Consider the following 21,407-nt stretch of genomic DNA (forward strand, 5'->3'; position numbering starts at 1 on the left):
CTGACTATCGTGTCCGGGTGACCTCCTCCGGCGCGCAGGACGCGTCCCGCCCCCTCGCGGGCGTGCGGATCATCGAGATCTCCAGCTTCGTAGCCGTGCCTCTCGCCGGGATGACGCTGGCGCAGCTCGGCGCCGACGTGGTGCGGGTGGACCCGGTCGGCGGTGCCGCGGACTACCGCCGCTGGCCGGTGACCGACGAGGGCGACAGCATCTACTGGGCGGGGCTCAACAAGGGCAAGCAGTCCGTCGCGGTCGACGTCCGCTCCGCCGAGGGCCAGGACGTGGTGCAGCGTCTCATCGCCGACGCCGGCGTCCTCATCACCAATGCCGCCGGGCGCGACTGGCATTCGCACGAGGTGCTGGAACGACTGCGGCCCGACCTGATTCACGTCGAGGTGTCCGGCCGTGCCGACGGCGGCACCGGCGTCGACTACACGGTGAATGCCGGCATCGGCTTCCCGCTGGTGACGGGGCCCGCCGATCTCGACGTGCCGGTGAATCACGTGCTGCCGGCGTGGGACGTGGCGTGTGGGCTGTACACCGCGCTGGCCGTGCTCGCCGCCGTGCGGCACCGCGACGCCACCGGTGCCGGGCAGCGGGTGTCGATCCCGCTGGAGAACGTCGCGCTCGCCACGGCGGGCAATCTGAGCTTCCTCACCGAGGCCATGGTGACCGGCACGTCGCGCGCGCGGCTCGGCAATGCGATCTACGGCCAGTACGGCCAGCAGTTCAGCAGTGCTGACGGCGCCGCCTTCATGGTCGTCGCCCTCACCAACCGGCACTTCCGCGACCTCACCGAGCTGACCGGCACGTCGTCCGCGGTCGAGGCGCTGGGGCGCAGTCTGGGCGTCGACTTCACCGACGAGGGCGAGCGCTTCCGGCACCGCGACGCACTCACCGGGCTGTTCACCGTGTGGTTCGCCGGCCACACCGCCGCCGAGGTGACCGAGGCCTTGTCGGCGACGTCCATCCTGTGGGAGCGCTACCGCGACTTCGCCGAGGTGGCCGCCGATCCCAAGGTGACCGCCAACCCGCTGTTCACCGCCCTCGAGCAACCCCGCGTCGGGACGTATCTCGCGCCCGGGCTCCCGCTGGCGATCGACGGCGCCTACCCGCCCGCGGTCGCCGCGCCGGCCCTCGGCGACCACACCGCGTCCGTCCTCGCCGACCGGCTGGGCCTGTCGGACGCCGACGTCGCCGCCCTGCGCGACGCGGGGACCGTCGCGTGAGCAGGCTCCTGGCGCTGCTCGCCGTGCGGCAGCGCGACGACGGCCGCTTCCTGGGGCCGGCGAGCGGGCCGGCGGGCAAGCGGGCGTTCGGCGGTCAGTTCATGGGGCAGAGCCTCGCCGCCGCGGCGGCGACCGTCGACGCGGCCAAGCTCCCCACCACCATGCACCTGCAGTTTCTCCGGGGCGGTGAGGCCGGTGATCCCGTCGAGTACGTGGTCACGCCGGTCTACGACGGCCGCACGACGAGCGCCCGGCGCGTGGACGCCTTCCAGGCGGGCCGTCTGCTGACCACGGCCACCGCGTCGTTCGCGGTGCCGCTACCGGGCCCCGAGCACGGTCACCGCGAGACACTGCCGGACGACCCGGAGGCGTTGGAGCGCACCGGCCCCGCGGGGCCCGCCCCGTCGATGCCGCTCGACGAGATCGACGTGCGCCTCGTCGACGACTGGTCGTCGGGGGAGTTCGTCCGGCGGCTGTGGTGGCGCGTCACCGTGCCGCTGCCCGACGATCCGCTGCTGCACACCGTCATCGCGGTGTACGTCGCCGACGTCTACATGATCGACCCGGCGCTGGTGGTGCACGGACATTCGATGGTGGCGCGCAGCCACCGCAGCGGCACCACCGATTCGTCGGTCTGGTGTCACCGGCCGGTGCGGGCGGACCGGTGGAACCTGGTGGAGACCAGGTCGCCGGCAGCTGCGCGCGGACGCGGTGTGATCACCGGCAGCCTGCTGGGTGCCGACGGCGCGATCGCCGCGACGCTCGCGCAGGAGGGCCTCATCGCCGAGCGGGAGCCGGCGCGGGACTGACGGCCGCGCCGTGGCGCAACCGGAGCCACCGCCGGACCACCGTCAGCAGCTGCGTCAGCACGATGCCGACCGCGACCGCGGCGATCACGCCGAGCAGCCGGTGCTCGCCGAACAGCGGATACACCTGGTAGTGGGTCAGGTAGGTGAACAGCGACGCCTCGGCCACCAGCCCGGCGGTCACCGTCAGCGCCGACGGGCAGCGGATGGCGGGCAGCCAGATGAGCAGCGCGAGGCCGACGAACACCAGCGCCTCGCGCTTCGGCTGCCCGAAGTAGCCGACGATGCCGACCGCCAGGACGGCGGTGACGAACAGCCGCTGCCACACCGTCGAGGACTTGGCCGCCGCCCAGCCGACCGCGAAGAACCAGAACGCCAGCACGGTGAACCAGGCGTCGTGGCCGAGGCCGAATCCGAACACGTCCCACCGCAACGCCATGCCCAGGGCGAGGAACGCGACGGCGACGCCGAACGGCCAGCGGCGTTCGGCGCGGTCGCCGAGCGGCGTCCAGCACAGCAGCGCCAGGGCGAGAAGCACCCACACCAGCACTTCGACGAACCACAGCCGGCCCGCGGTCAAGCTGTCGTGCGGGCCGAGGAACTTGTTGAGCAACAACAGGTTCGACGGGGTGTAGTCGTCGGTGATGAGCAACGCGATCGCGATCCACGCGATGGACGGCACGGCGATCCACGCGATGGTGCCGGCGAGGTGCCGGGCGCGGGTCGCCCGGGGCAGCGGCGTGAGGCAGAAGCGACCGAAGTTGTAGCCGGCGACACCGAGCAGGACGTGGGCGCCGCCCCACAGCACCCACAGCTCGGCGTGCGAACCGGCGACCAGGACGATCGCGGCCGCCCGCAGCGCGACGCTCGTCTCCAGTGTCGTGCCCCACCATCGGCGCGTCCGGCGCGTGACCTGCAGTTCGCGCAGCGGGCGGCGCTGCCAGTCGCTCGGGAGATGTCCCAGGGCGCGCTCCAGCCGCACCGACATCGCGACGTAGGACAGCGAGTTGCCGCCCAGGTCGACGAAGCTCTGCTGCGGGTCGATGCGTTCCGGGTCGAGCTGCAGGACGTCGGCGAACAGCCCACGCAGGTCGAGGGCGTCGTCGGCCTCGTCGCTGCGTTCGGCCTCGTCGCTGCGTTCGGCGGCGAGCACGGGCAGCCTGCGGTAGTCGGGCTTGCCGGTGGGCAGGCGTGGGATGTCGTCGACGTCGAGCACCCGGATCGCGGCGCGGGGCAGGCCCGAGGCGTCTGCCGCCGCGGCCGCGACGTCGCAGTCCGGCGGCCGTGCGGCGGCGGCGACCAGCAGCTGCCCGTCGCCTGCGGTGCAGATCGCGGTGATGCCGTCGGCCAGCAGGCCGCCCTCGACGCGCTGCAGGTCGATCCGCAACCCGTAGAGCTTGACGAACCGGTCGCGGCGGCCGAGGACCTCGTAGAGCCCGTCGTCGCCGACGCGCGCGACGTCGCCGGTGCGGAGTTCGTCGACGGTCGGGCCGTCGCGCAGGTCGTCGCGGGCGTGCGCGTAGCCCATCATGACGTTGGGTCCGCGGTAGACGAGTTCGCCCGTGCCGTCGGCCATGCCGTCGCCCGCGTCGATCCGGAAGGAGCCGCCGGGGATCGGCACGCCGATCGCGGTGGGGCGGTCGGCGGCCAGGTGCGGTGGCAGGTACGCCATCCGCGCGGTCGCCTCGGTCGCGCCGTACATCACGAACAGCTGCCAGCCGCGCCGCGCGCCGAGGTCGGCGTAGCGGCGCACCCGCTCCGGGGCCAGCCGCCCGCCGGCCTGTGTGACGTAGCGCAGGTCCGGCAGCGCCATGTCGGCGAAGCCGACCCGGTCGAGCAGGTCGAACGTGTGCGGTACCCCGGCGAACGTCGTGCCGCGGTGCGCCCGCAACAGGGCCCAGAAGTCGTCGTCGACGACCGAGCGGTCGGTGAGGATCAGCCCCGCCCCTCGAAGCAGGTGGCTGTGCACCACCGACAGGCCGTAGCAGTAAGACATCGGCAGTGTCGTGGCCGCCCGGTCGGTCGGCGCGATGTCGAGGTAGTCGGCGATCGAGGCGGCGTTGGCGGCGAGGTTCGCCCGGGACAGCCGGACCAGCTTCGGCGATCCGGTGCTGCCCGACGTGGACAGCAGCAGCGCCAGGTCCGGGTGCAGCGCAGTCGGCGTGCGGTGGCGCCGAATCTCGGTGCGGCCGTCGCGCACCAGCACGTCGGGCCGGTAGGTGTCGACGACCGCGGAGTGATCGCCGCCGGCGGGCAACGGCAGCACCACGTGGCCTCCGGCGAGGGCCGCGAGGTAGGTGGTCAGGGTGGCGAGGTCGTTGCGGGTCTCCAGGAGCACCAGTCGGCGTGGGGTGCCGAACTCGGCGGCGCGCGCCGCGACGTCGGCGGCCAGCTCGGCGTAGCCGACGGTGCCGTCGGCGGTGTGCACGGCGGGCCGGTCGCCGAACCCGGCGAGGTGGGCGACGACGTCGTCGAACATGGTCGGGCCGTCGAACATGTTTGGGCCGTCGAACGTGGTCGGGCCGTCGGCCATCACGGGCGCCGGTCGCCGAACACCACGGCGGCGCCCGCGACCTGGATGCGCACCTTGGCGTCGACCGAGGGCGGCGCGACGCTGTGCTGGCGCACCGTGATGGGATCGACGTCGGCGCCGAGGTCGACGGTCAGCAGCACGTCGTGGCCCCGGAACTCCGAGGACAGCACGGTGGCGAGCCCGTCGCCGCGGTCGTCGTCGGCCACCGTGACCGCTTCGAGCTGTTCGGGGCGCAGCATCAGCGTGCCCGGTCCGTCGGACGCGCCCTTGCGCAACGGCAGCCGGCCGAGGGGGCTGTCGGCGACGCCGCCGTCGACGGTGCAGGGGAGCAGGACGCAGTCGCCGAGAAATTCGGCGGTGAAGCGATCGTCGGGGTCGCGGTAGACCTGTTGCGGCGTCCCCACTTTCGTGAAGCGGCCGTCGCGCATCACGGCGACCTGGTCGGCGATCGACAGCGCCTCCTCCTGGTCGTGGGTGACCAGCAGGGTCGTCACGCCCGCGTCGGCGAGCAGCGCCGCGACGGCCTTGCGGGTCGAGGCGCGCAGGCCGGTGTCGAGTGCGCTGAACGGTTCGTCGAGCAGCATGATGGCGGGCTGCCGGGCGAGGGCACGCGCGAGCGCGACCCGCTGCTGCTGGCCTCCGCTCAGTTCGTGCGGGCGGCGGTCGGCGTGGGCCGCGTCCAGGGAGACCGTCTGCAGGAGTTCGGTGACGCGGTCGCGGACCCGCCTGCCGCGGCCGGGCAACCCGTAGGCGATGTTCTGCCCGACGGTGAGGTGCGGGAACAGCGCGCCGTCCTGCGCCACGTAGCCGACGTCGCGCCGATGCGCTGGCACGCCGGTGACCCGTCGTCCGGCGATCGCCACCGTGCCCGCGTCCGGTGTCTCGAAGCCCGCCACCAGCCGCAACAGCGTGGTCTTGCCGCAGCCGGAGGCGCCGACGACCGCGGTGATGGTGCCGGGCGCGACGTCGAGGTCGACGCCGTGCAGCACGGTGTGGCCGTCGAAGGCCTTGACCAGCCCGGCCACCTCGAGCGCCCGCGCGGTCACAGCGCGGCCGCCCGGGTCGACTGGCGGAACAGCACGATCGTGACCGGGACGGCCAGCAGCACCAGCAGCAGCGCGTACGGCGCCGCGCCGGCGTAGGCCAGTTCGCTCGACAGCGACCAGAACCGCATCGCCAGGGTGTTCGTGCCGGTCGGCGCGAGCAGCAGGGTGGCGGTGAGTTCGGTGGCGACCGCGACGAAGACGAGCGATGCGCCGGCCGCGGCGGCGGGGGCGGTCAGGCGCAGCGTCACCCGCAGGAACGTCCACGTCGGAGAGATCCCGAGCGAGCGCGACGCCTCCTCGAGTCCGGGCGGCACCTGCGCCAGACCCGAACGCAGATTGACCATCGCCCGCGGCAGGAACATCAGCACGTACGCCGCCAGCACCAGCGTCGCCGTCTGATACAGCGGGGGAGCGAAGCGGATCGCGACGGTCACCAGTGCGAGGGCGGTGACGATGCCCGGCATCGAGCTGGTGACGAAGTTCGAACCCTCGACGAAGCGAGCGAAGACGCCGCGGTAGCGCACCGCGACCCAGGCGAACGGGAAGGCCAGCAGCGTCGTCAGCGCGGCGGCGGCACCGGCCAGGGCGATGGTCTGCAGCGTCGACGGCAGCAGCACGTCGACGTCCCACACCGCGCTGCCGCCGATCCACAGCCAGCGCAGCACGGTCCACGCCGGCACGCCGAGCGCAAGGACTGCCAGCGCGGTGAGCCCGGCCAGCGCGGGCAGCGCCCACGCGCCGAGCCGCTGCGGCGTCGAACCGCGTTGGGCACCGCCGCCGACGCGGGCGTAGCGCGCGCTGCCGCGGACGCCGGCTTCGCCGACCAACAGCACCAGGCACAGCAGGATGAGGATGCCGGCCAGCGTGCTGCCCGCGGCACCGTTGAACGTCGCCTGGAACTGCTCGAAGATCGCGGTGGTGAAGGTGGAGAAGCGCAGCATCGCGAACGCGCCGTACTCGGCGAGCAGGTGCACGCCGATCAGCAGCCCGCCGCCGAGCACCGCGAGCCGCAGCTGCGGCAGCACGACCCGCCAGAACACCGCGCCGGGGCCGGATCCCAGCGCCCGCGCCGACTCCTCGATTGCCGGGTCCAGGCGGCGCAGCGTCGCGGCGGCGGGGACGTAGACGAACGGGAAATAGGACAGCGTCGCCACCAGGAGACCGGCGCCGAAGCCGTGCAGCGTGGGCACGACGCTGACCCAGGCGTAGCTGTTGATGAACGCGGGCACCGCCAGCGGCGCGACGAACAGCGGGCGCCACACCGCGCGGCCGGGTACGTCGGTGCGCTCGACCAGCCAGGCGGCGGCCACGCCGAGCACGATGCAGATCGGCACCGTGACGACGACCAGCCCGACGGTGTTGACCAGCAGTTCCAGGACGCGGGGCCGGGCGACGAGGGCGTACAGCTCGCCGCCGCCGAGCGAGGCCACCGACCACACGACGTAGCCGATCGGGATGACGGTGGCGGCGACCAGCAGGACCACGGCGCCGGTCACCACGGGGCCGGGGCGACCGCCCCGGGCACGGCCGGCGCCGGTCGTCACGGCGGCCGGCGCGAGCGGCGACGCGGCGACGGCGACGTCGGGATCGGTGGCAACCACCTCACTCACCCATCTAGAGCAGACCCGCCTTGGTCATCAGGTCGGTGACCTTCTGCGCGTCGAGGTTCGACGGGTTGACGGCGGGAGCCTGCAGGTCGGCGAGCGGCACCAGCGCCGGGTTGGCGGGAACGCCGCTGGCGACCGGGTACTCGAACGACGTGCCCTTCTCCAGCACCTCCTGACCGGCCTTGCTGGTGATGAAGGTGAGGAACTTCTGCGCGTCGGCCTTCTTCTTGCTGGAGTTCAGGATGCCGCCGCCGGAGATGGAGACGAACGCGCCGGGGTCCTGGTTGCGGAAGTAGTGCAGCGCGGTGTTGCCGCTGATCTCCTTGGTCTCGGCCTGATCGCGGAACCAGTAGTAGTGGTAGATGATGCCGCCGTCGACCTGCCCGTCGTTGACCGCGCGCAGCGTCGCGATGTTGTCGGAGTAGATCTCCGCACCCGCCTTCATGCCGGCCAGCCACTGCGAGGTGGCCTGTTCGCCGGTCAGTTCCAGCATGGCGGCGACGATGGCCTGGAAGTCCGGCTTGACCGGCGGGGCGCCCCAGCGGCCCTTCCACTGCGGGTTCTGCAGGTCCATGATCGAGCGCGGCAGCTGCGCCTCGGTCAGCTTGGTCTTGTTGTAGGCGAACACCGTGGTGCGCGCGGCGACGCCGGTCCACTTGCTGGTGGCGGGCCGGAACTGCGGCGGCACCTGCGAGATGGTGGCCTGGTCGACGTCGGCGAACAGGCCGGCCTTCTCGACGGCCGCCATCGCGGGGGAGTTCTCGGTGAGGAAGACGTCGGCGGGCGACGAGGCGCCCTCGGCGATCAGCTGGTTGCCCAGTTCGGTGTCGCCGCCCTGGCGGTAGGTGACCTTGATGCCGGTCTCCTTGGTGAAGGCGTCGATCCACTCCTTGGTCAGCGATTCGTGCTGTGCGTTGTAGATCAGCAGCCCGTCCTGCTCGTCGGACGACGACGAGCAGGCCGTCAGGCCCACCGCCAGCGCCACCGTGGCCGCCACGGCGGCGATCCGGCTCCAACGACTCCGACGAAACATCGACCGGCCTTTCCGCAAGGTGAGGATTGCCTAACGAAGATACCCCGCCGAGCTGTGCGTCCTCGGCCGGTCGTGGCCTCCGTCAAAGGCGGCTCTCGTGGTGCGGCGGTCGCGACGGCGCGGTCAGCCCTCCACCTCGACGGACAACCACTGTTCGAGCGTGATGCCGAAGGCGTGCGCCTGGCACAGCTCGGCGTCGCGGTGCCTGCCGATCGCCGGGTCCACCCATTCGACGAACTCGCGTTCGGGGTGGCTCGCGTCGCGCATGTGGATGAAGTAGTCGAAGGCGCCGTAGCCGGGCACGCGGTCGCGCCGGATCCGCCACGGCAGCGGCAGCCGGTAGAGCCGCGTGCCGCGGACGCCGACGTCGACGAGTTCGGCGTCGGAGTCGACGACGAGCTTCTCGAACGACAGGAAGGTCAGGGCAACCGAGCGCTGATCGGCGTTCTCGAGCTGCGCGATCTGCTGAATGAGCAGCTCGCTGCCCAGCACCTTCCGGTACAGCGCGGGCTCGAACTCGGCACCGCGCAGGTAGTAGTCGCCGGTACCGTCGCGCCACTCGACGGCGGGCCGACCGGTGTCGTCGTGCAGCAGGTCGGGTCTGTCCTCGGCCGTGCGCACCGCGGGCAACGGCACGGCCAGCAGCTCGCCGCGTGCGGGCACCAGCCAGCCCAGGCCCGCGGCGTGCGCGTCGGTCAGGGCGCGGGAGAAGTGCGCCCACCGGCTCGCGACGACGACGGCCTCGGTGTCGAGCCACCAGTGTCCCGGGCTGCGACGCCGAAGCTCGGCGTCCAGCACCCGGTCGAAGACCGTGCGGGCCTCGTCCCGCGCCGCGGGGGCGACCGTGGTGGCGGGCGTGCTCCCGATCGTTGTGCCGGCCGCGTTGCCGAACAGCGTGTCGCCGGGGTCGTCGTCGGCGGCCCAGAACGACGCGGTCCGCCAGGTGGGGTCGGTGCCGCGCTGGGCGGCGATCCCGAGGGCGTGGTCCAGCCGCGCGATGACCGTGACGGTGTCTTGGATCAGCCCACGGACGGCGGCGAAGTGGGCCACCGCGGCCCGCACGGCAGCCTCGTCGAACGCCATGACGGCCGGTCAGTCCTGCACGTAGCGCATCCGTGGGCGTGGGTCGACCGACGAGCCGACGTCGTACTCGGTCTTGCGCAGCACGCGCCAGATGCCCGCGGGGACGTCGAGTTCCCGGTGCTGGTCGTGGTCCTTGCGGTGCGAGAGCCGGGTGGGCTGGTCGAGGTCGACGTAGAGGTCGCCGTTGGCCGCGACGATCCGGGCGAAGGCGGTGTCGCTGTCCAGGACGTGGTGGTGACCGGACTCGCTGTGCCCGACGACGCACGTGGTGACGAGTTCGGTGAAGCCGGCCGGCGCGCAGCGGACCGGGAGCAGCATGACTTCGCCGTGACGGATGGGATTGTGCATGGACGGTCTCCTCGCGCTCGTACCCTGATGGCGGTGACCGTACGGCGGGGGTCCGACAGATGGGCGTGGTCACGGAACGGTCACGATTCGATCACCTGGTGTTGCCGCATTTCTTAGCTCGACGCCCGCTTCCTTAACCCTCCTTCAGGATTGGCGACGGAAGTGCGGCGAAGGTCACGCGCTGAGCTGTAACGCTCCTCGGCGGTCCGAAAAGCGGCGCCGCAGCGGCATTTCGACCCGTCGGTGCGTCGGTACGTTGGCTCTGGGCCGGGGGATGCCCACGAGAGACACCGAAGGAATCGACGAAATGAACATGACGAAATCGACCGTGCGCCGTGCCGTTGCCGGCGTCGTGGCCACCGGCGCGTTGAGCGTCATGGCGGGCGCCGTGGCCGTGCCGACGGCGAGTGCCGCCCCGTGCACCGCCAGCGGTCTGGCGACCACGGCCAGCGGCGTGCTGGGCACCGCCGGCGGCTACCTGGATGCGCACCCGGGTGCCAATGACGCGCTGACCAAGGCCGCGAACCTGCCGGCCGACCAGGCGGAGTCGTCGGTGCGCGCCTACTTCACGGCGCACCCGAACGAGTACGTGGACCTGCAGAACATCGTGCGGCCGCTCAAGGACCTGCGGGGCCAGTGCGGCGTCTCGGTGACGCCGGCCCAGCTGGCGATGCTGGTCGACGCGCTGTAGGTCGGACCTCCCGATGACCGCCGCCGCACCCCTCGGGTGCGGCGGCGGTGTCGTGTCGGGCGGGTGCTAGCGCGAATGTCGCTGCGGCGCAACCGCCATGTGCGGTACTTGGGGATAACGGCGTGACTGTGCACAACCGGGCTCGTCGACCCGATTTCGTCGGCGCCGGGGCGCAGCGTGTCAGCCATGACCCAACCCACGACACGCGCTCAACTGGGAGCGCTCGGTGAGCAACTGGCCGTCGAGCATCTGACCGCGCTCGGCTGGCGGATCCTGGCCCGCAACTGGCGCTGCCGGTGGGGCGAACTCGACGTGATCGCCGACGATCCGGCGGCCGGGGCGGTGGTCTTCGTCGAGGTGAAGACCCGCCGCGGGGACGGGTTCGGCGGGGTGGCCCAGGCCGTCACGCCGGACAAGGTGCGCCGGTTGCGGCGGCTGGCCGGGCTGTGGCTGATGGAGCAGTCGGGCAGCTGGCCGCACATCCGCATCGACGTCATCGGCGTCCGCGCGGCGCCCCGGGCCGAGCCGGAGATCAGCCACGTCGTGGGGGTGGGGTGATGGCGCTGGGGCGGGCGTTCTCGGTCGCGGTACGGGGGCTGCAGGGGCACCTGGTGGAGATCGAGGCCGACATCACCTCGGGGCTGCCCGGCGTGCACCTCGTCGGGTTGGCCGATGCAGCGCTGCAGGAGTCGCGAGACCGGGTGCGCGCCGCGGTCACCAACTGCGGCAACACCTGGCCGATGGCGCGGCTGACGTTGGCGCTGTCGCCGGCGACGCTGCCGAAGATGGGCTCGGTGTACGACATCGCGCTCGCGTTGGCGGTGCTGTCGGCCGACCGCAAGACCGCGTGGTCGCGGCTCGAGAAGAGCGTGCTGCTGGGCGAACTCGCCCTCGACGGGCGGGTGCGTCCGGTCGCGGGCGTGCTGCCGGCGGTGCTCGCGGCCAAGCGCGAGGGCATGCCGACGGTCGTCGTCCCGTTCGACAACCTCGCCGAGGCCAGCCTCGTCGACGGCATCGACGTGCGCGGTGCGCGGTCGCTACGGGAACTGCAGGAGTGGGCGGAGGGCAAGGCGCAGCTCGCCGAGCGCGTCGCCGCCCCGGCGTTCGCCAGCGACGTGACCTCCGACCTCGTCGACGTGGTGGGACAGGGCCAGGCCCGCTACGCCGTGGAGGTCGCCGCCGCCGGTGCGCACCACCTGATGCTGACCGGGCCGCCGGGCATCGGCAAGACGATGCTGGCGCAACGCCTTCCGGGGCTGCTGCCGGAGTTGTCGCACGACGAGTCACTGGAAGTGACGGCCATCCATTCGGTGGCGGGTCTGCTGTCGGGGGACCGGCCGCTGATCACCCGGCCGCCGTTCATCGCGCCGCACCACACCTCGTCGGTCGCGGCGATGGTCGGTGGCGGCACCGGCATGGCCCGGCCCGGCGCGGTCAGCCGCGCCCACCGCGGCGTGCTGTTCCTCGACGAGTGCGCCGAGATCGGCGTCAGCGTGTTGGAGGCGTTGCGAACCCCGTTGGAGGACGGCGAGGTTCGGCTCGCCCGCCGCGACGGCGTCGCCCGTTATCCGGCGCGCTTCCAGCTGGTGCTCGCCGCCAACCTGTGTCCGTGTGCCCCTGCCGATCCGCAGGACTGCATGTGCCCCGCGGCGATCAGGCGGCGTTACCTCGGCAAGCTGTCCGGGCCGCTGCTCGACCGGGTCGACCTGAGGGTGCAGATGCATCCGATCAAGTCCGGCGCCATCGCCGAGAACGCGGCGGGCGAGCCCAGCGCGAAGGTTCAGGCACGGGTCGCGGCGGCGCGCGAGGCCGCCGCGGCACGGTGGTCGGCGCACTCCTTCCGGACCAACGCCGAGGTGCCCGGCGCGCTGCTGCGCCGCCGGTACCGGCTCTCCAAGGCGGCGATGCAGCCGCTCGGCATGGCACTCGACCGCGGTCTGCTCAGCGTGCGGGGCCTCGACCGGACGCTGCGCGTCGCGTGGACGCTAATCTAGCAGAGGTGCGGTATTCTGCAATAGTGCGCGCAGCGATTTATCTGAGGCAATCTCAGGACCGAAGTGGGGAAGGGTTTGGCGTCGAACGCCAGCGGCAAGATGTCAACGCGCTCATCACATCTCGCGGCTGGACCACGGTCGCGGAGTTCGTCGACAACGACGTATCCGCCCTCAGTCGCAAGCCCCGCCCCCAATTCACCGAAATGATGCGTCGCGTGGACGCGGGAGACTTCGACGTCATCGTCGCCCGCCACATGGACCGCCTGCTGCGCCGGCTAAGCGAGTTCGAGAGCGTCCTCGAGCGGTGCCAGAAGGTGGGTGCCGCGATCGTCACGGCCGCCGACGGCGTCGACACCTCGACCGACGGCGGCAGGCTGGTTGCCCGCATCCTCTCGTCCGTCGCGCAGGGGGAGGTCGAGAGAAAGGGCGCACGGCAACGGTCCGCCGCGGTGCAGGCTGCCCAGCAAGGCCGGTGGGTCGGAGGGCGGCGTGCGTTCGGGTACGAGCAGGACGGCGTCACCATCCGTGACTCCGAGGCGGACCTCATTCGAGTTGGCTTCGCCGACGTCATGGCCGGTGAGTCGCTTGGGGAGATCGCTCGGCGCTGGACGGCGTCCGGTCTGCCGACGAGCCAGGGGCGGGAGACGTGGAGTCGGGGCGCAGTGAAGGACGTGCTGACTAATCCGCGCTGCGCCGGCTTACGTCGGTACCGCAGCGTCGAGGACCGCGCTGCCATCCGTCAAAATCCCGAACTCGGGATTACCGGGACTGCAGAATGGCCGGCGATCGTCGACGAAGCGACCTGGCGCGCAGCGGTCCGGATCCTCTGCGACCCCGGCCGGTACAGGCCCGCCAAGTGGGGCAAGGGGCTTCTCACCGGTGTCGCTGTCTGCGGTGAGTGCGGCGCTGCTGTACACCGCGGAGGCGGCTATAGCCGCGAGGTGCCAACGTACCGCTGCACCAGCGGCAAGCACTTCGCGCGGAAGGCCGACCCGGTCGACGAGTACATCACCATGATCACCATCGGTCGGCTGACGGAACCCGACGCCGCGGCGCTCTGGTCGGCCGACCTGCCTGACGCAGCCGACCTCATGGCACAAGCGGACATCCTCCGGCGCCGCCGAGACGACATCGCTCTCGACTATGCAGACGGCGTCATGGACCGGCAGCAATTCAGAGCCGCCAACGAACGCGTCCTAACCAAGCTCGCCGACGTCGAGCGGCAGATCGCAGCCGCCGGCACGTCCTCGCCCCTATCGATCGTCGCGGCCGACGACGTGGCGGCCACCTGGGACACCCTCTCGGTGGCACAGCGCCGCGGTATCGTCGCCGCGCTTATGACGCCCGTTCTCCATCGGCCGGGTAGGGGAGCCCGTGATTTTCGACCCGAGACGGTCGACATTCGCTGGAAGGGACAGAACCGGTGACCGAGCCGAACCTGACGGAGTGGTGGCATGCCCTTGTCGCCGCCTCGAGCGACCGTGACAAAGCTATTCAAGACGCCTGGCAGCAGCTGCGGGATGGCAAGTTCATCTCAAAGGTGACTGTTCACACTTATCGATGCCCACGGTGCAGTGGCCCCCCATTAGTCGTAGTCATTCGCATCGGCGACAACACGCTTGCGCATGTCCGCGACATCAAATTGTCGCGCGGAAAGAACAATGCGTCATCAACGCCGGCAGCACGCGAGCGGAACACGCTCGACGGCGATCGACACTGGCCATCCCATGTCTACGACGTCGGTCAGCTGGCTCCCGATGGCGGCTTTCGCGTGGAGTGCCGACACGTCTCGAAGACGGTGAGTGCGGCCGAGGTGTTAGCGATAACGGCGAACGTAAAACCCGGACATCCCGGCGCGCCGACCGTCCTTTGATTTGCAGATGCGCTAGCATCAGCAGTACTTGCCCGCCTGTGGAGGCGAATTCGGAATCGTGCAGGGCGCCGGAACCCAAAGGGGTTCTGCATGCCTGCATCCAGTACGAAACAGTTGCAAGCCAAGACGGCCGCGGCGAAACGATGGAACAGCCCTGACGTCGACAATCTCTCTCGCGAGTACGCCGCCCGGCGCATCACGGACTGCGTCAAGAAGGTGCTCGCCTCCGCGCCACCACTGACCGACGAACAGCGCGACCGCATCGCCGCCATCCTCCGCGGGGGTGATGCCGCGTGAAGCGACGAGATCCAATGGCACTGCCGAGACATTGCGACCAGTGCAGAACACGCCTCGCCGCCGACACTGTCAGCAGGGACTGGTTCCTGGTGCTAGACCGCACTCCGGCGCCGTTGTTGACCTGTTCAACAAGGGCGCCGGAGTGCGGTCGTCGATGCAGGGCATGCGCGATGCAGCACGGTGTCGTACTGGGACACGGTGGTGATAGCGCGTGACCGAAAAGAGAAACCGCCCGGGCGGGCGGTCCCAGGCGGCTTCAGAGTCATCGGCGGACGACTACTCCAATCCTACCGCGCGCTGCCGTCACTGCAGGCGACCAATCCGCGCTGCCCTGAGCGTGTCTCGGGCAAGCGGGCCGCGCTGCTGGCGGCGCAACCGTCACCTCCTGGGTAGCAGTTCGGTGGTGGCCGCATGACTCAACCACCCATCGGTACCCACCCGGACGCGGACGTCCTGTTCATTGGCGCGCTCCTCTGGGCCAAGGCGCGTTTCGAGGCGCGACTGATGGTCCGCACAATCCGCGAGGAAGACTTCGAGAAGCCCAGCGTCGCAGCAGTGTTCGCGGCAATCACGACGCTCATCGAGGACGAGTCAAAGCCATACGGTCCTCAATTGGTTCTCGACGAATTGCGCCGCAGCGGAACCTTCGATCCGAACGTCTCGCGTCATCTCCAAGACGCGACGACGTCCGGCGTCGACACGGGAGCCCCTCTGCGTCATTACGCCGCGGCGATGTTGGCGAACACGTTCCGGCGTCGCGTCGAATCGCTGGGCACTGCGCTCATCCAAACGGCGCCCTACGCGTCGGAGGACGAGCTGGCTCACGTCGTCGAAACCGGCGCTTCATCGGTCAACGACTGCCTTGCGCGGCTACGGCAGATGCGAGGTGAGGCGCAGTGAGCATGTTCGACGACCGTGCATTCGACGAGTCCTACCGTACGACTGCCGAGGCGATGTTCTCGTCGGGAACAGGATCTCACTCAAGCCCTGCGCAGGCCCTCAAGCGGGCTCACGCCGTCTTCCAGAAGTGGCTCGGCGCCGACTACGACGTCGCAGCCCTTGACGCCGTCCTCGCAGCCGCAGCGGTCGAGCGACTCGACGGCGACCCGCTCTGGCTTCTCCTTATCTCCGGACCCGGGAACGCGAAGACCGAAACGGTGCAAGCCCTCGACGGCATCGGCGCCGTCGTGACGAGCACCATCTCGTCAGCCGGCGGGCTCCTCTCCGCGACGCCCAAGCGAGAACGCGAGAAGGACGCGACCGGTGGTCTTCTGCGCCGCCTCGAGCCCGGCGGCGTCCTGGTGGTCAAGGACGTCACCTCGATCCTCTCCATGAGCGGTGACGCCCGAGCCGAGGTGTTCGCCGCACTACGAGAGGTCTACGACGGCCGATGGTCACGCAACGTCGGCACCGACGGCGGCAAGACACTCGACTGGCGAGGACGAATCGCCATGGTTGGCGCTGTCACTACCGCATGGGACAAGGCGCACGGCGCCGTCTCTGCGATGGGCGACAGGTACGTGCTCATCCGCATGGATTCTCGGCGAGGCCGGTATGCGGCCGGCCGGCAAGCCATCGCCAACACCGGCTCCGAGATCGTCATGCGGGCGGAGTTGTCCGACGCGGTCACCGACGTCATCGACCACATGGACACAGAGCCGATCGTGCTCGACGAGGCGGAGTCGGAGGCGCTGCTGGCCGCGGCGGATCTCGTCACGCTGGCGCGCACCGGGGTCGAGTACGACTACCGCGGCGACGTCACCGACGCTCACGCACCGGAGATGCCTACCCGCTTCGCAAAGCAACTCGCCCAGGTAGTCCGAGGAGCAGTAGCGGTAGGCGTCCCACGCGCGGCAGCCCTGCGGCTCGCGATTCGCTGCGCTCGGGACTCGGTGCCACCGTTGCGGCTCGGCATCATCGACGACCTGTCGGCGCACCCGCACAGCACCACGACCGACGTGCGGCGCCGGCTCGATCAACCGCGCAACACCGTCGACCGCCAACTACAGGCGCTGCACATGCTCGGCGTCTGCACCGTCGACGAGCAGGAGTACGGGGAGTCGGGGAAGTCCCGCTGGTTCTACTCGCTCGCCGATGAGATCAGACCAGGCGCCCTGGCTAATGAGAAGGAGCCGAACTCCCGCTCAACGTCATCTGGAACTGTTCTCGATGATCCCAGCGAGCCCGGGCAGGTCGAGCCTGCGATAGCTACATCTCAACCTTCACCGAGTAGCTCTACGGGCCTCAAAACTGTCCCAGATTCTGCTGGACCTACCCCCAGACCCCAAAGAAGAGGGGTCAATGAGGGCCTTCCCATGGGTCCAGCACTTTCTGGGAAAGACGGCGGACCGCTCCTCCGCCTCGCCGGTAACGACCGCTGCCCGAGCTGTTCCTTTCACATCCCCACTCAAGGGCATCGCGACGCGTGCCCAGACGACGAACAGGAGACCACCAAATGACCACCAACGACAGCGACCGCATCATCGCCGACAGACTGGCCGCAGCCGAGCGCATCCGGCAGCAACTCAAAGAAATCGACCGCATGAAGACCGAGCAGCCGGACCGCCTCGCGAAGGCCCGCTCCGACGCCGACCAAGCCCGCGGCTGGGCACTCATCGAGGATCCCTGGGATCGGCACGTCACCGCACTGCCCGCCCATGGTCCCGACGGCACACGCAACGGCAACTCCCTCACCCTGCCATCCCTCACCGCGAAAGAGCTGTGGGGCGCACGGTTGGCCTTTGATCTGCTCGACTGCGGCGACGACTTCGACCAAGTCGACGAAGTCATAAGCCGCAACTTCTCCATGGTCCACGGTGACACCGGCCTCGCCATGCTGCTGATGTCCTCGGCGCTGTCGACGATCGCCACCCTGGTCGTCCCGCAGCTCCTCAACGAGATCGAACGTCAAGGGTCGAACTGGGACGAACGGGTCCGGCTCTGCGAGGCCCGCGCGAAGGCATGGAACGCGCGAGTCGATGAAATCCCCACCGAGGAGGAAGCGGCAGACGGCGGCGTCAAGCCGATTGACGGATTCGACCTGGGATCGGCGGCGCTCGGAGACGACGATGAGTGACGCCTACGGTTCGCAATTGCTCCTGCTGCTGGCCGGCGCACCGAGCCTGCCCGGTGCTAGGTGCCGCGGGCGCAGCCACCTGTTCGATGCCGGCGAATCGGATGAGCCGAAGGCAGCGGCAGCCGAACGGTACGCGCAGGCGCTTGGGCTGTGTGAGCACTGCCCGTCGCTCAACCCGTGCGGCGACTGGTTCGACAGCCTTCGACCGTCACAGCGGCCCAAGGGCGTCATCGCTGGCAGGCTGAACGTGCCGTCTGCCGGCGGCCGGCCGAAGGCGGTGGCGTCGTGACCGATGACCGCATTGCCGCGGGCATCAGCGCCCGCATCAACACCGACGGCTCCGTCTCCGTTCCTCCACGCATAGCTCGCTGGCTGGAGAAGCAGGTTCAGATGACCGCTGACCGCCGAGCGATCCTCCGCAGCACCGACCCGGAAGCCTACGAGGTGTTCGTCGCCCTGCACCTCGCAGCACTCGGGGCCGAATGCGGAACGAATACTGCTGCTGCACAGACAAATACCGCAGACTTGACCATGTGGATGAGCACCAGCGAGGCAGCCGAGAGGCACGGCGTCGGGGAACGCTGCATCCGCAAGTGGTGCCGCACCGGCCGCATCCACGCCGTCATGACCGGCGGACGCTGGCTGGTCCGCAACACCATCGTCCTGAAGGACACCGCCTAGAGGAGAAGCCGTGAGCATCGAAGCACTGCAAGCCGAGGTCCAAAGCTACCGGACCGAAGCCGGTCAGCTCAGCGAGGACTTCGCCCGCACGCACGCCGAGGTGGAGAACGACCGAAACCTCTCCGCTGCCGGCCGACGCCAGAAGCTCGAGCCGCTTCACCGCGACGTCACCGAGAAGATCAGCGCCCTGCACGCCCGCGAGAAGGCCGCGGTGCAGGGCATGAAGGAGAAGCTAGAACGCCGACTGTTCGGCCTCACCACCGCCGCGGCCAGCGACCCCGCCCGAGTCGTGAGCTTCCGCGACGCGCAGTCCCGCGCCCGCCAGATCGAAGACAGCGACGACGCCCAAGAGATCTACCAGTCGGCGCTCCGCAGCGGCGACGACATCATGGCCACCGCAGTCCTCGAGCGGGCACTCGTCCGCGGCTGGTCGAACATCAAGCAGGACTATCTGTCGCGCAACGCCTCAGCACGCAGCGACCTCGACGACCTCGCGGCCCTCGCCAAGTACACCGAGAACGGGTTCGCCAACCTCATCAACTACGTGCCGCCGCAGTTGAACCTGCCCCATCCGTCCGGCTTTCCCGACGTCCCGCCGGAACCCAACCGCATGGCCCCTCCCGGAACCACGCGCACCGGCATCGGCGCCGTCGCCATCTGATCCGCTCCACACAACACAACGGAGAAACCAAATGACCGCATTGAAGACCAGCGACCTCATGGCAGAAACCCAGCACGGCGGACCGCGGCGCTACACCGGACCAATGGTCCGACTCCACAACCCGCAGCTTCGCGTCCAGGTCTACGTCGCCGAAGCCAAGGCCGCCAACCTGCTCGCCAGCGGTTACGTCCACGGACCCATGCCCGACGACGACAAGCCCGCCAACAAGACCGGACGGCACTAACCCGTGACCCGCGGCGGCAGGCGTCAACCCGCACACACTCCTTTCGGGCGGGAAGGCGGGCCACGACGGATGCGCGCGCATACGGTCAACCCGAGCCCGACCTGCGCCGGCCGCCGCACCACCAACGGCAGCGAGCCCATGGCGAGGTTGCGTCCACCAAGGTGGTGTACGAGTCGGACCTGATCAGCGGTACCGGCGTGTCGTAGCCGAATGATTGAAGGTCATCGCGTGATTCTTCGAGAGACCGACCAAAGTTTCTCGAGCAAAGGAACCGACGCGATGACCACTGCCCACAATATCGACCTGCCCACCGTGCTGGCCGAACGACTCACCACCGCCCATCCCGACGTGCTGCGCGAGCTGCTCGCCACATTCATCCACACCCTGATGGGCGCTGAGGCCGACGCCCTGTGCGGCGCCGGATACGGCGAACGCAGCACCGAGCGCACCAACTCCCGCAACGGCTACCGGCACCGCCAATTCGACACCCGCGCAGGCTCATTGGATCTCGCGATCCCGAAGCTGCGCCACGGCTCCTACTTCCCGGACTGGCTGCTGGAACGCCGCAAACGCGCCGAACGGGCTCTGACCACGGTAGTCGCGACCTGCTACCTGCTGGGGGTCTCGACGCGGCGGATGGACAAGCTGGTGGAGACCCTGGGGATCACGTCGCTGTCGAAGTCCCAGGTCAGCGTGATGGCTAAGGAACTCGACGCCGCCGTCGAAGCCTTCCGCACCCGGCCCTTGGACGCCGGCCCGTACACGTTCGTGGCCGCCGACGCCCTGGTGCTCAAGGTCCGCGAGGGCGGGCGGGTGGTCAACGTGCACGCCCTGATCGCGGTCGGGGTCAACGCCGAGGGCCATCGCGAAATCCTGGGTATTGACGTCAGTACCGCCGAGGACGGAGCGGGCTGGTTGACGTTCTGGCGGTCGCTGACCGCCCGCGGCCTGTCCGGGGTCAAATTGGTCACCAGCGACGCCCATGCCGGGCTGGTAGCGGCCATTGGGGCGACGCTGCCCGGGGCGGCCTGGCAGCGGTGCAGAACGCATTACACGACCAACCTGATGGCCGTCACTCCCAAGTCGTCGTGGCCGTGGGTCCGGACATTGTTGCATTCGGTGTTCGATCAACCAGACGCTGAATCGGTTGCTGCGCAATATGATCGGATCATCGAGGCCCTCGCGGACAAGCTCCCCAAGGTCGCCGACCACCTGGAAGAAGCCCGGGCGGACCTGCTGGCGTTCACTGCGTTTCCCAAGCAGATCTGGCGCCAGATCTGGAGCAACAACCCCCAGGAACGCCTCAACAAGGAGATCCGCCGACGCACCGACGTCGTCGGCATCTTCCCCGACCGAAACGCTCTGATCCGCCTCGTCGGCGCCGTCCTGGCCGAACAACACGACGAATGGGCAGAATCGCGGCGCTACCTCGGCCTCGACGTCCTCAGCAAATCACGCACCGTCAACGACACACCGACAGAACAGGAGGCCACCCCAGCGGCACTGACCGCCTGACCCAACTACCTCGAAGAATCACACGACGACGTCGTACACCACGTCCCTGGACTTGACCCATGGCGAACGCACGCAACCCCCTGGCCGAGGTGACCCCTGGCTTCGACACCGCTGCTTCTCAGGGGTATTGGCACCTGTGTGTGACACCTGCCCCCCTCCCCCCGGGCGAGGCGGTGGTCTGATGGCGGCCAAGTACGGCACTTTGAACGCTGCGATGGCGGCTCGGGATGAGTTGGCAGAGGTGCAGTTGCGGTACAAGCTGCTTGCTGAGGCGTTCGAGGAGTTCCCGCAGCTGCGGTCGAACCTGAACCCTCAGTTGGAGCGGGCGAAGGCGGAGATCGTCCGGCTGTCGGCCCTCAAGGCCCGCGGTAGTGGGGCGACGAGCGACAAGGTGGTCGCGTTTGATGCCGCGCGGTTCCGCAAGTCGAATGCTTCGCCGCAGAACGAGGATGCGGGCGCGTCCTGATGTGCTTACTGGATGAACGTGGGCTGGGCGATGTACCCCGAATGGTCGATCAGCCAGCCACGGTGGGCATAGGGCCTGCCTGTCTGTATGAAACTCGAATCTTTTTCGCGGTGGGAGTTTCGTACACGCCCGCATCCGGGCGTCACCACAATCGTCCCTCCCCGTCGTTTTTCCTTGGCTGGGCGGCGGGGAGGGGCTTCACCCTAGGAGGTCCTCGGTGCCGG

General features: G+C 69.7%; 22 protein-coding genes and 1 pseudogene. 17 read left to right on the forward strand and 6 right to left on the reverse strand.

All coding sequences use genetic code 11. The features are described 5' to 3' along the window. Nucleotides 1-17: 17 nt before the first annotated feature. On the forward strand, nt 18-1,229 hold the full coding sequence (locus FZ046_RS16075) for a CoA transferase (RefSeq protein ID WP_070351640.1): 1,212 nt from the start codon (nt 18-20) through the stop codon (nt 1,227-1,229). Then, nucleotides 1,226-2,038: an acyl-CoA thioesterase gene (locus FZ046_RS16080; protein ID WP_070351641.1), complete on the forward strand. Its 813-nt coding sequence runs from the start codon at nt 1,226-1,228 to the stop codon at nt 2,036-2,038. The genes FZ046_RS16075 and FZ046_RS16080 overlap by 4 nt, the downstream gene beginning before the upstream one ends. On the opposite strand, the gene FZ046_RS16085 is transcribed toward FZ046_RS16080, so the two are convergent. The 6 genes from FZ046_RS16085 to FZ046_RS16110 all read right to left on the reverse strand — a co-directional run bounded on the left by FZ046_RS16085 (nt 2,007) and on the right by FZ046_RS16110 (nt 9,685). Beyond that, nucleotides 2,007-4,514 carry an AMP-binding protein gene (locus FZ046_RS16085; RefSeq protein ID WP_070351727.1) on the reverse strand — a complete coding sequence of 836 codons (2,508 nt, stop codon included), beginning with the start codon at nt 4,512-4,514 and terminating at the stop codon, nt 2,007-2,009. The genes FZ046_RS16080 and FZ046_RS16085 overlap by 32 nt on opposite strands. Before the next feature lie 53 nt (nt 4,515-4,567). After that, nucleotides 4,568-5,614, reverse strand: coding sequence for an ABC transporter ATP-binding protein (locus tag FZ046_RS16090; RefSeq protein WP_070351642.1), 1,047 nt, complete (start codon nt 5,612-5,614; stop codon nt 4,568-4,570). Further along, nucleotides 5,611-7,224 carry an ABC transporter permease gene (locus tag FZ046_RS16095; protein ID WP_407664401.1) on the reverse strand — a complete coding sequence of 538 codons (1,614 nt, stop codon included), beginning with the start codon at nt 7,222-7,224 and terminating at the stop codon, nt 5,611-5,613. Before FZ046_RS16095 ends, FZ046_RS16090 begins: the two co-directional genes overlap by 4 nt. Nucleotides 7,225-7,228: 4 nt before the next feature. After that, complete coding sequence (locus tag FZ046_RS16100; RefSeq protein ID WP_070351643.1) at nt 7,229-8,254, reverse strand: iron ABC transporter substrate-binding protein; 1,026 nt, start codon at nt 8,252-8,254, stop codon at nt 7,229-7,231. 123 nt (nt 8,255-8,377) lie between these two features. Further along, on the reverse strand, nt 8,378-9,337 hold the full coding sequence (locus FZ046_RS16105; protein ID WP_070351644.1) for a hypothetical protein: 960 nt from the start codon (nt 9,335-9,337) through the stop codon (nt 8,378-8,380). 9 nt (nt 9,338-9,346) lie between these two features. Further along, nucleotides 9,347-9,685 (reverse strand): DUF8820 family protein, encoded by a 339-nt coding sequence (locus FZ046_RS16110; RefSeq protein WP_070351645.1) that lies wholly within the window; start codon nt 9,683-9,685, stop codon nt 9,347-9,349. A gap of 313 nt (nt 9,686-9,998) precedes the next feature. Between FZ046_RS16110 and FZ046_RS16115 the strand changes: the two genes are divergently transcribed. From FZ046_RS16115 to FZ046_RS16185, 15 genes and pseudogenes are all read left to right on the forward strand, one after another. Next, nucleotides 9,999-10,376, forward strand: coding sequence for a heme-binding protein (locus FZ046_RS16115; RefSeq protein WP_328514348.1), 378 nt, complete (start codon nt 9,999-10,001; stop codon nt 10,374-10,376). Between the two features lie 186 nt (nt 10,377-10,562). After that, nucleotides 10,563-10,934 (forward strand): YraN family protein, encoded by a 372-nt coding sequence (locus FZ046_RS16120; protein ID WP_070351647.1) that lies wholly within the window; start codon nt 10,563-10,565, stop codon nt 10,932-10,934. Next, nucleotides 10,934-12,364, forward strand: a pseudogene (locus FZ046_RS16125) (YifB family Mg chelatase-like AAA ATPase); the annotation flags it as partial. The gene FZ046_RS16120 and the pseudogene FZ046_RS16125, both read left to right, overlap by 1 nt. Before the next feature lie 29 nt (nt 12,365-12,393). Then, nucleotides 12,394-13,797: a recombinase family protein gene (locus tag FZ046_RS16130; protein WP_170292443.1), complete on the forward strand. Its 1,404-nt coding sequence runs from the start codon at nt 12,394-12,396 to the stop codon at nt 13,795-13,797. Further along, nucleotides 13,794-14,243, forward strand: coding sequence for a hypothetical protein (locus FZ046_RS16135; RefSeq protein WP_125939665.1), 450 nt, complete (start codon nt 13,794-13,796; stop codon nt 14,241-14,243). Before FZ046_RS16130 ends, FZ046_RS16135 begins: the two co-directional genes overlap by 4 nt. A 90-nt stretch (nt 14,244-14,333) precedes the next feature. Then, complete coding sequence (locus FZ046_RS16140) at nt 14,334-14,540, forward strand: hypothetical protein (protein WP_125939666.1); 207 nt, start codon at nt 14,334-14,336, stop codon at nt 14,538-14,540. Between the two features lie 411 nt (nt 14,541-14,951). Next, entirely contained in the window at nt 14,952-15,440 is a 489-nt protein-coding gene (locus tag FZ046_RS16145; RefSeq protein ID WP_070351650.1) for a DnaB-like helicase N-terminal domain-containing protein, read from the forward strand. After that, complete coding sequence (locus tag FZ046_RS16150; RefSeq protein WP_246182799.1) at nt 15,437-16,999, forward strand: ArsR family transcriptional regulator; 1,563 nt, start codon at nt 15,437-15,439, stop codon at nt 16,997-16,999. The genes FZ046_RS16145 and FZ046_RS16150 overlap by 4 nt, the downstream gene beginning before the upstream one ends. Continuing rightward, the gene (locus FZ046_RS16155) at nt 16,996-17,616 is read left to right on the forward strand and encodes a hypothetical protein (RefSeq protein ID WP_070351651.1); all 621 of its coding nucleotides are present in this window, start codon (nt 16,996-16,998) and stop codon (nt 17,614-17,616) included. Before FZ046_RS16150 ends, FZ046_RS16155 begins: the two co-directional genes overlap by 4 nt. Next, nucleotides 17,609-17,905 carry a hypothetical protein gene (locus tag FZ046_RS16160; RefSeq protein ID WP_070351652.1) on the forward strand — a complete coding sequence of 99 codons (297 nt, stop codon included), beginning with the start codon at nt 17,609-17,611 and terminating at the stop codon, nt 17,903-17,905. Before FZ046_RS16155 ends, FZ046_RS16160 begins: the two co-directional genes overlap by 8 nt. Continuing rightward, entirely contained in the window at nt 17,902-18,297 is a 396-nt protein-coding gene (locus FZ046_RS16165) for a helix-turn-helix domain-containing protein (protein ID WP_070351653.1), read from the forward strand. Before FZ046_RS16160 ends, FZ046_RS16165 begins: the two co-directional genes overlap by 4 nt. A 10-nt stretch (nt 18,298-18,307) precedes the next feature. Further along, a complete protein-coding gene (locus FZ046_RS16170; RefSeq protein ID WP_070351654.1) occupies nt 18,308-18,958 on the forward strand; it encodes a hypothetical protein in 651 nt (216 codons plus the stop codon). Between the two features lie 31 nt (nt 18,959-18,989). Continuing rightward, nucleotides 18,990-19,202, forward strand: coding sequence for a hypothetical protein (locus FZ046_RS16175; protein ID WP_070351655.1), 213 nt, complete (start codon nt 18,990-18,992; stop codon nt 19,200-19,202). A 279-nt stretch (nt 19,203-19,481) separates the two neighbouring features. Next, nucleotides 19,482-20,717 (forward strand): IS256 family transposase, encoded by a 1,236-nt coding sequence (locus FZ046_RS16180; protein ID WP_070356446.1) that lies wholly within the window; start codon nt 19,482-19,484, stop codon nt 20,715-20,717. 181 nt (nt 20,718-20,898) lie between these two features. Further along, entirely contained in the window at nt 20,899-21,183 is a 285-nt protein-coding gene (locus tag FZ046_RS16185; RefSeq protein ID WP_070351656.1) for a hypothetical protein, read from the forward strand. Nucleotides 21,184-21,407: the final 224 nt, after the last annotated feature.

It is taken from the genome of Mycolicibacterium grossiae (assembly GCF_008329645.1).
Classification (GTDB): domain Bacteria; phylum Actinomycetota; class Actinomycetes; order Mycobacteriales; family Mycobacteriaceae; genus Mycobacterium; species Mycobacterium grossiae.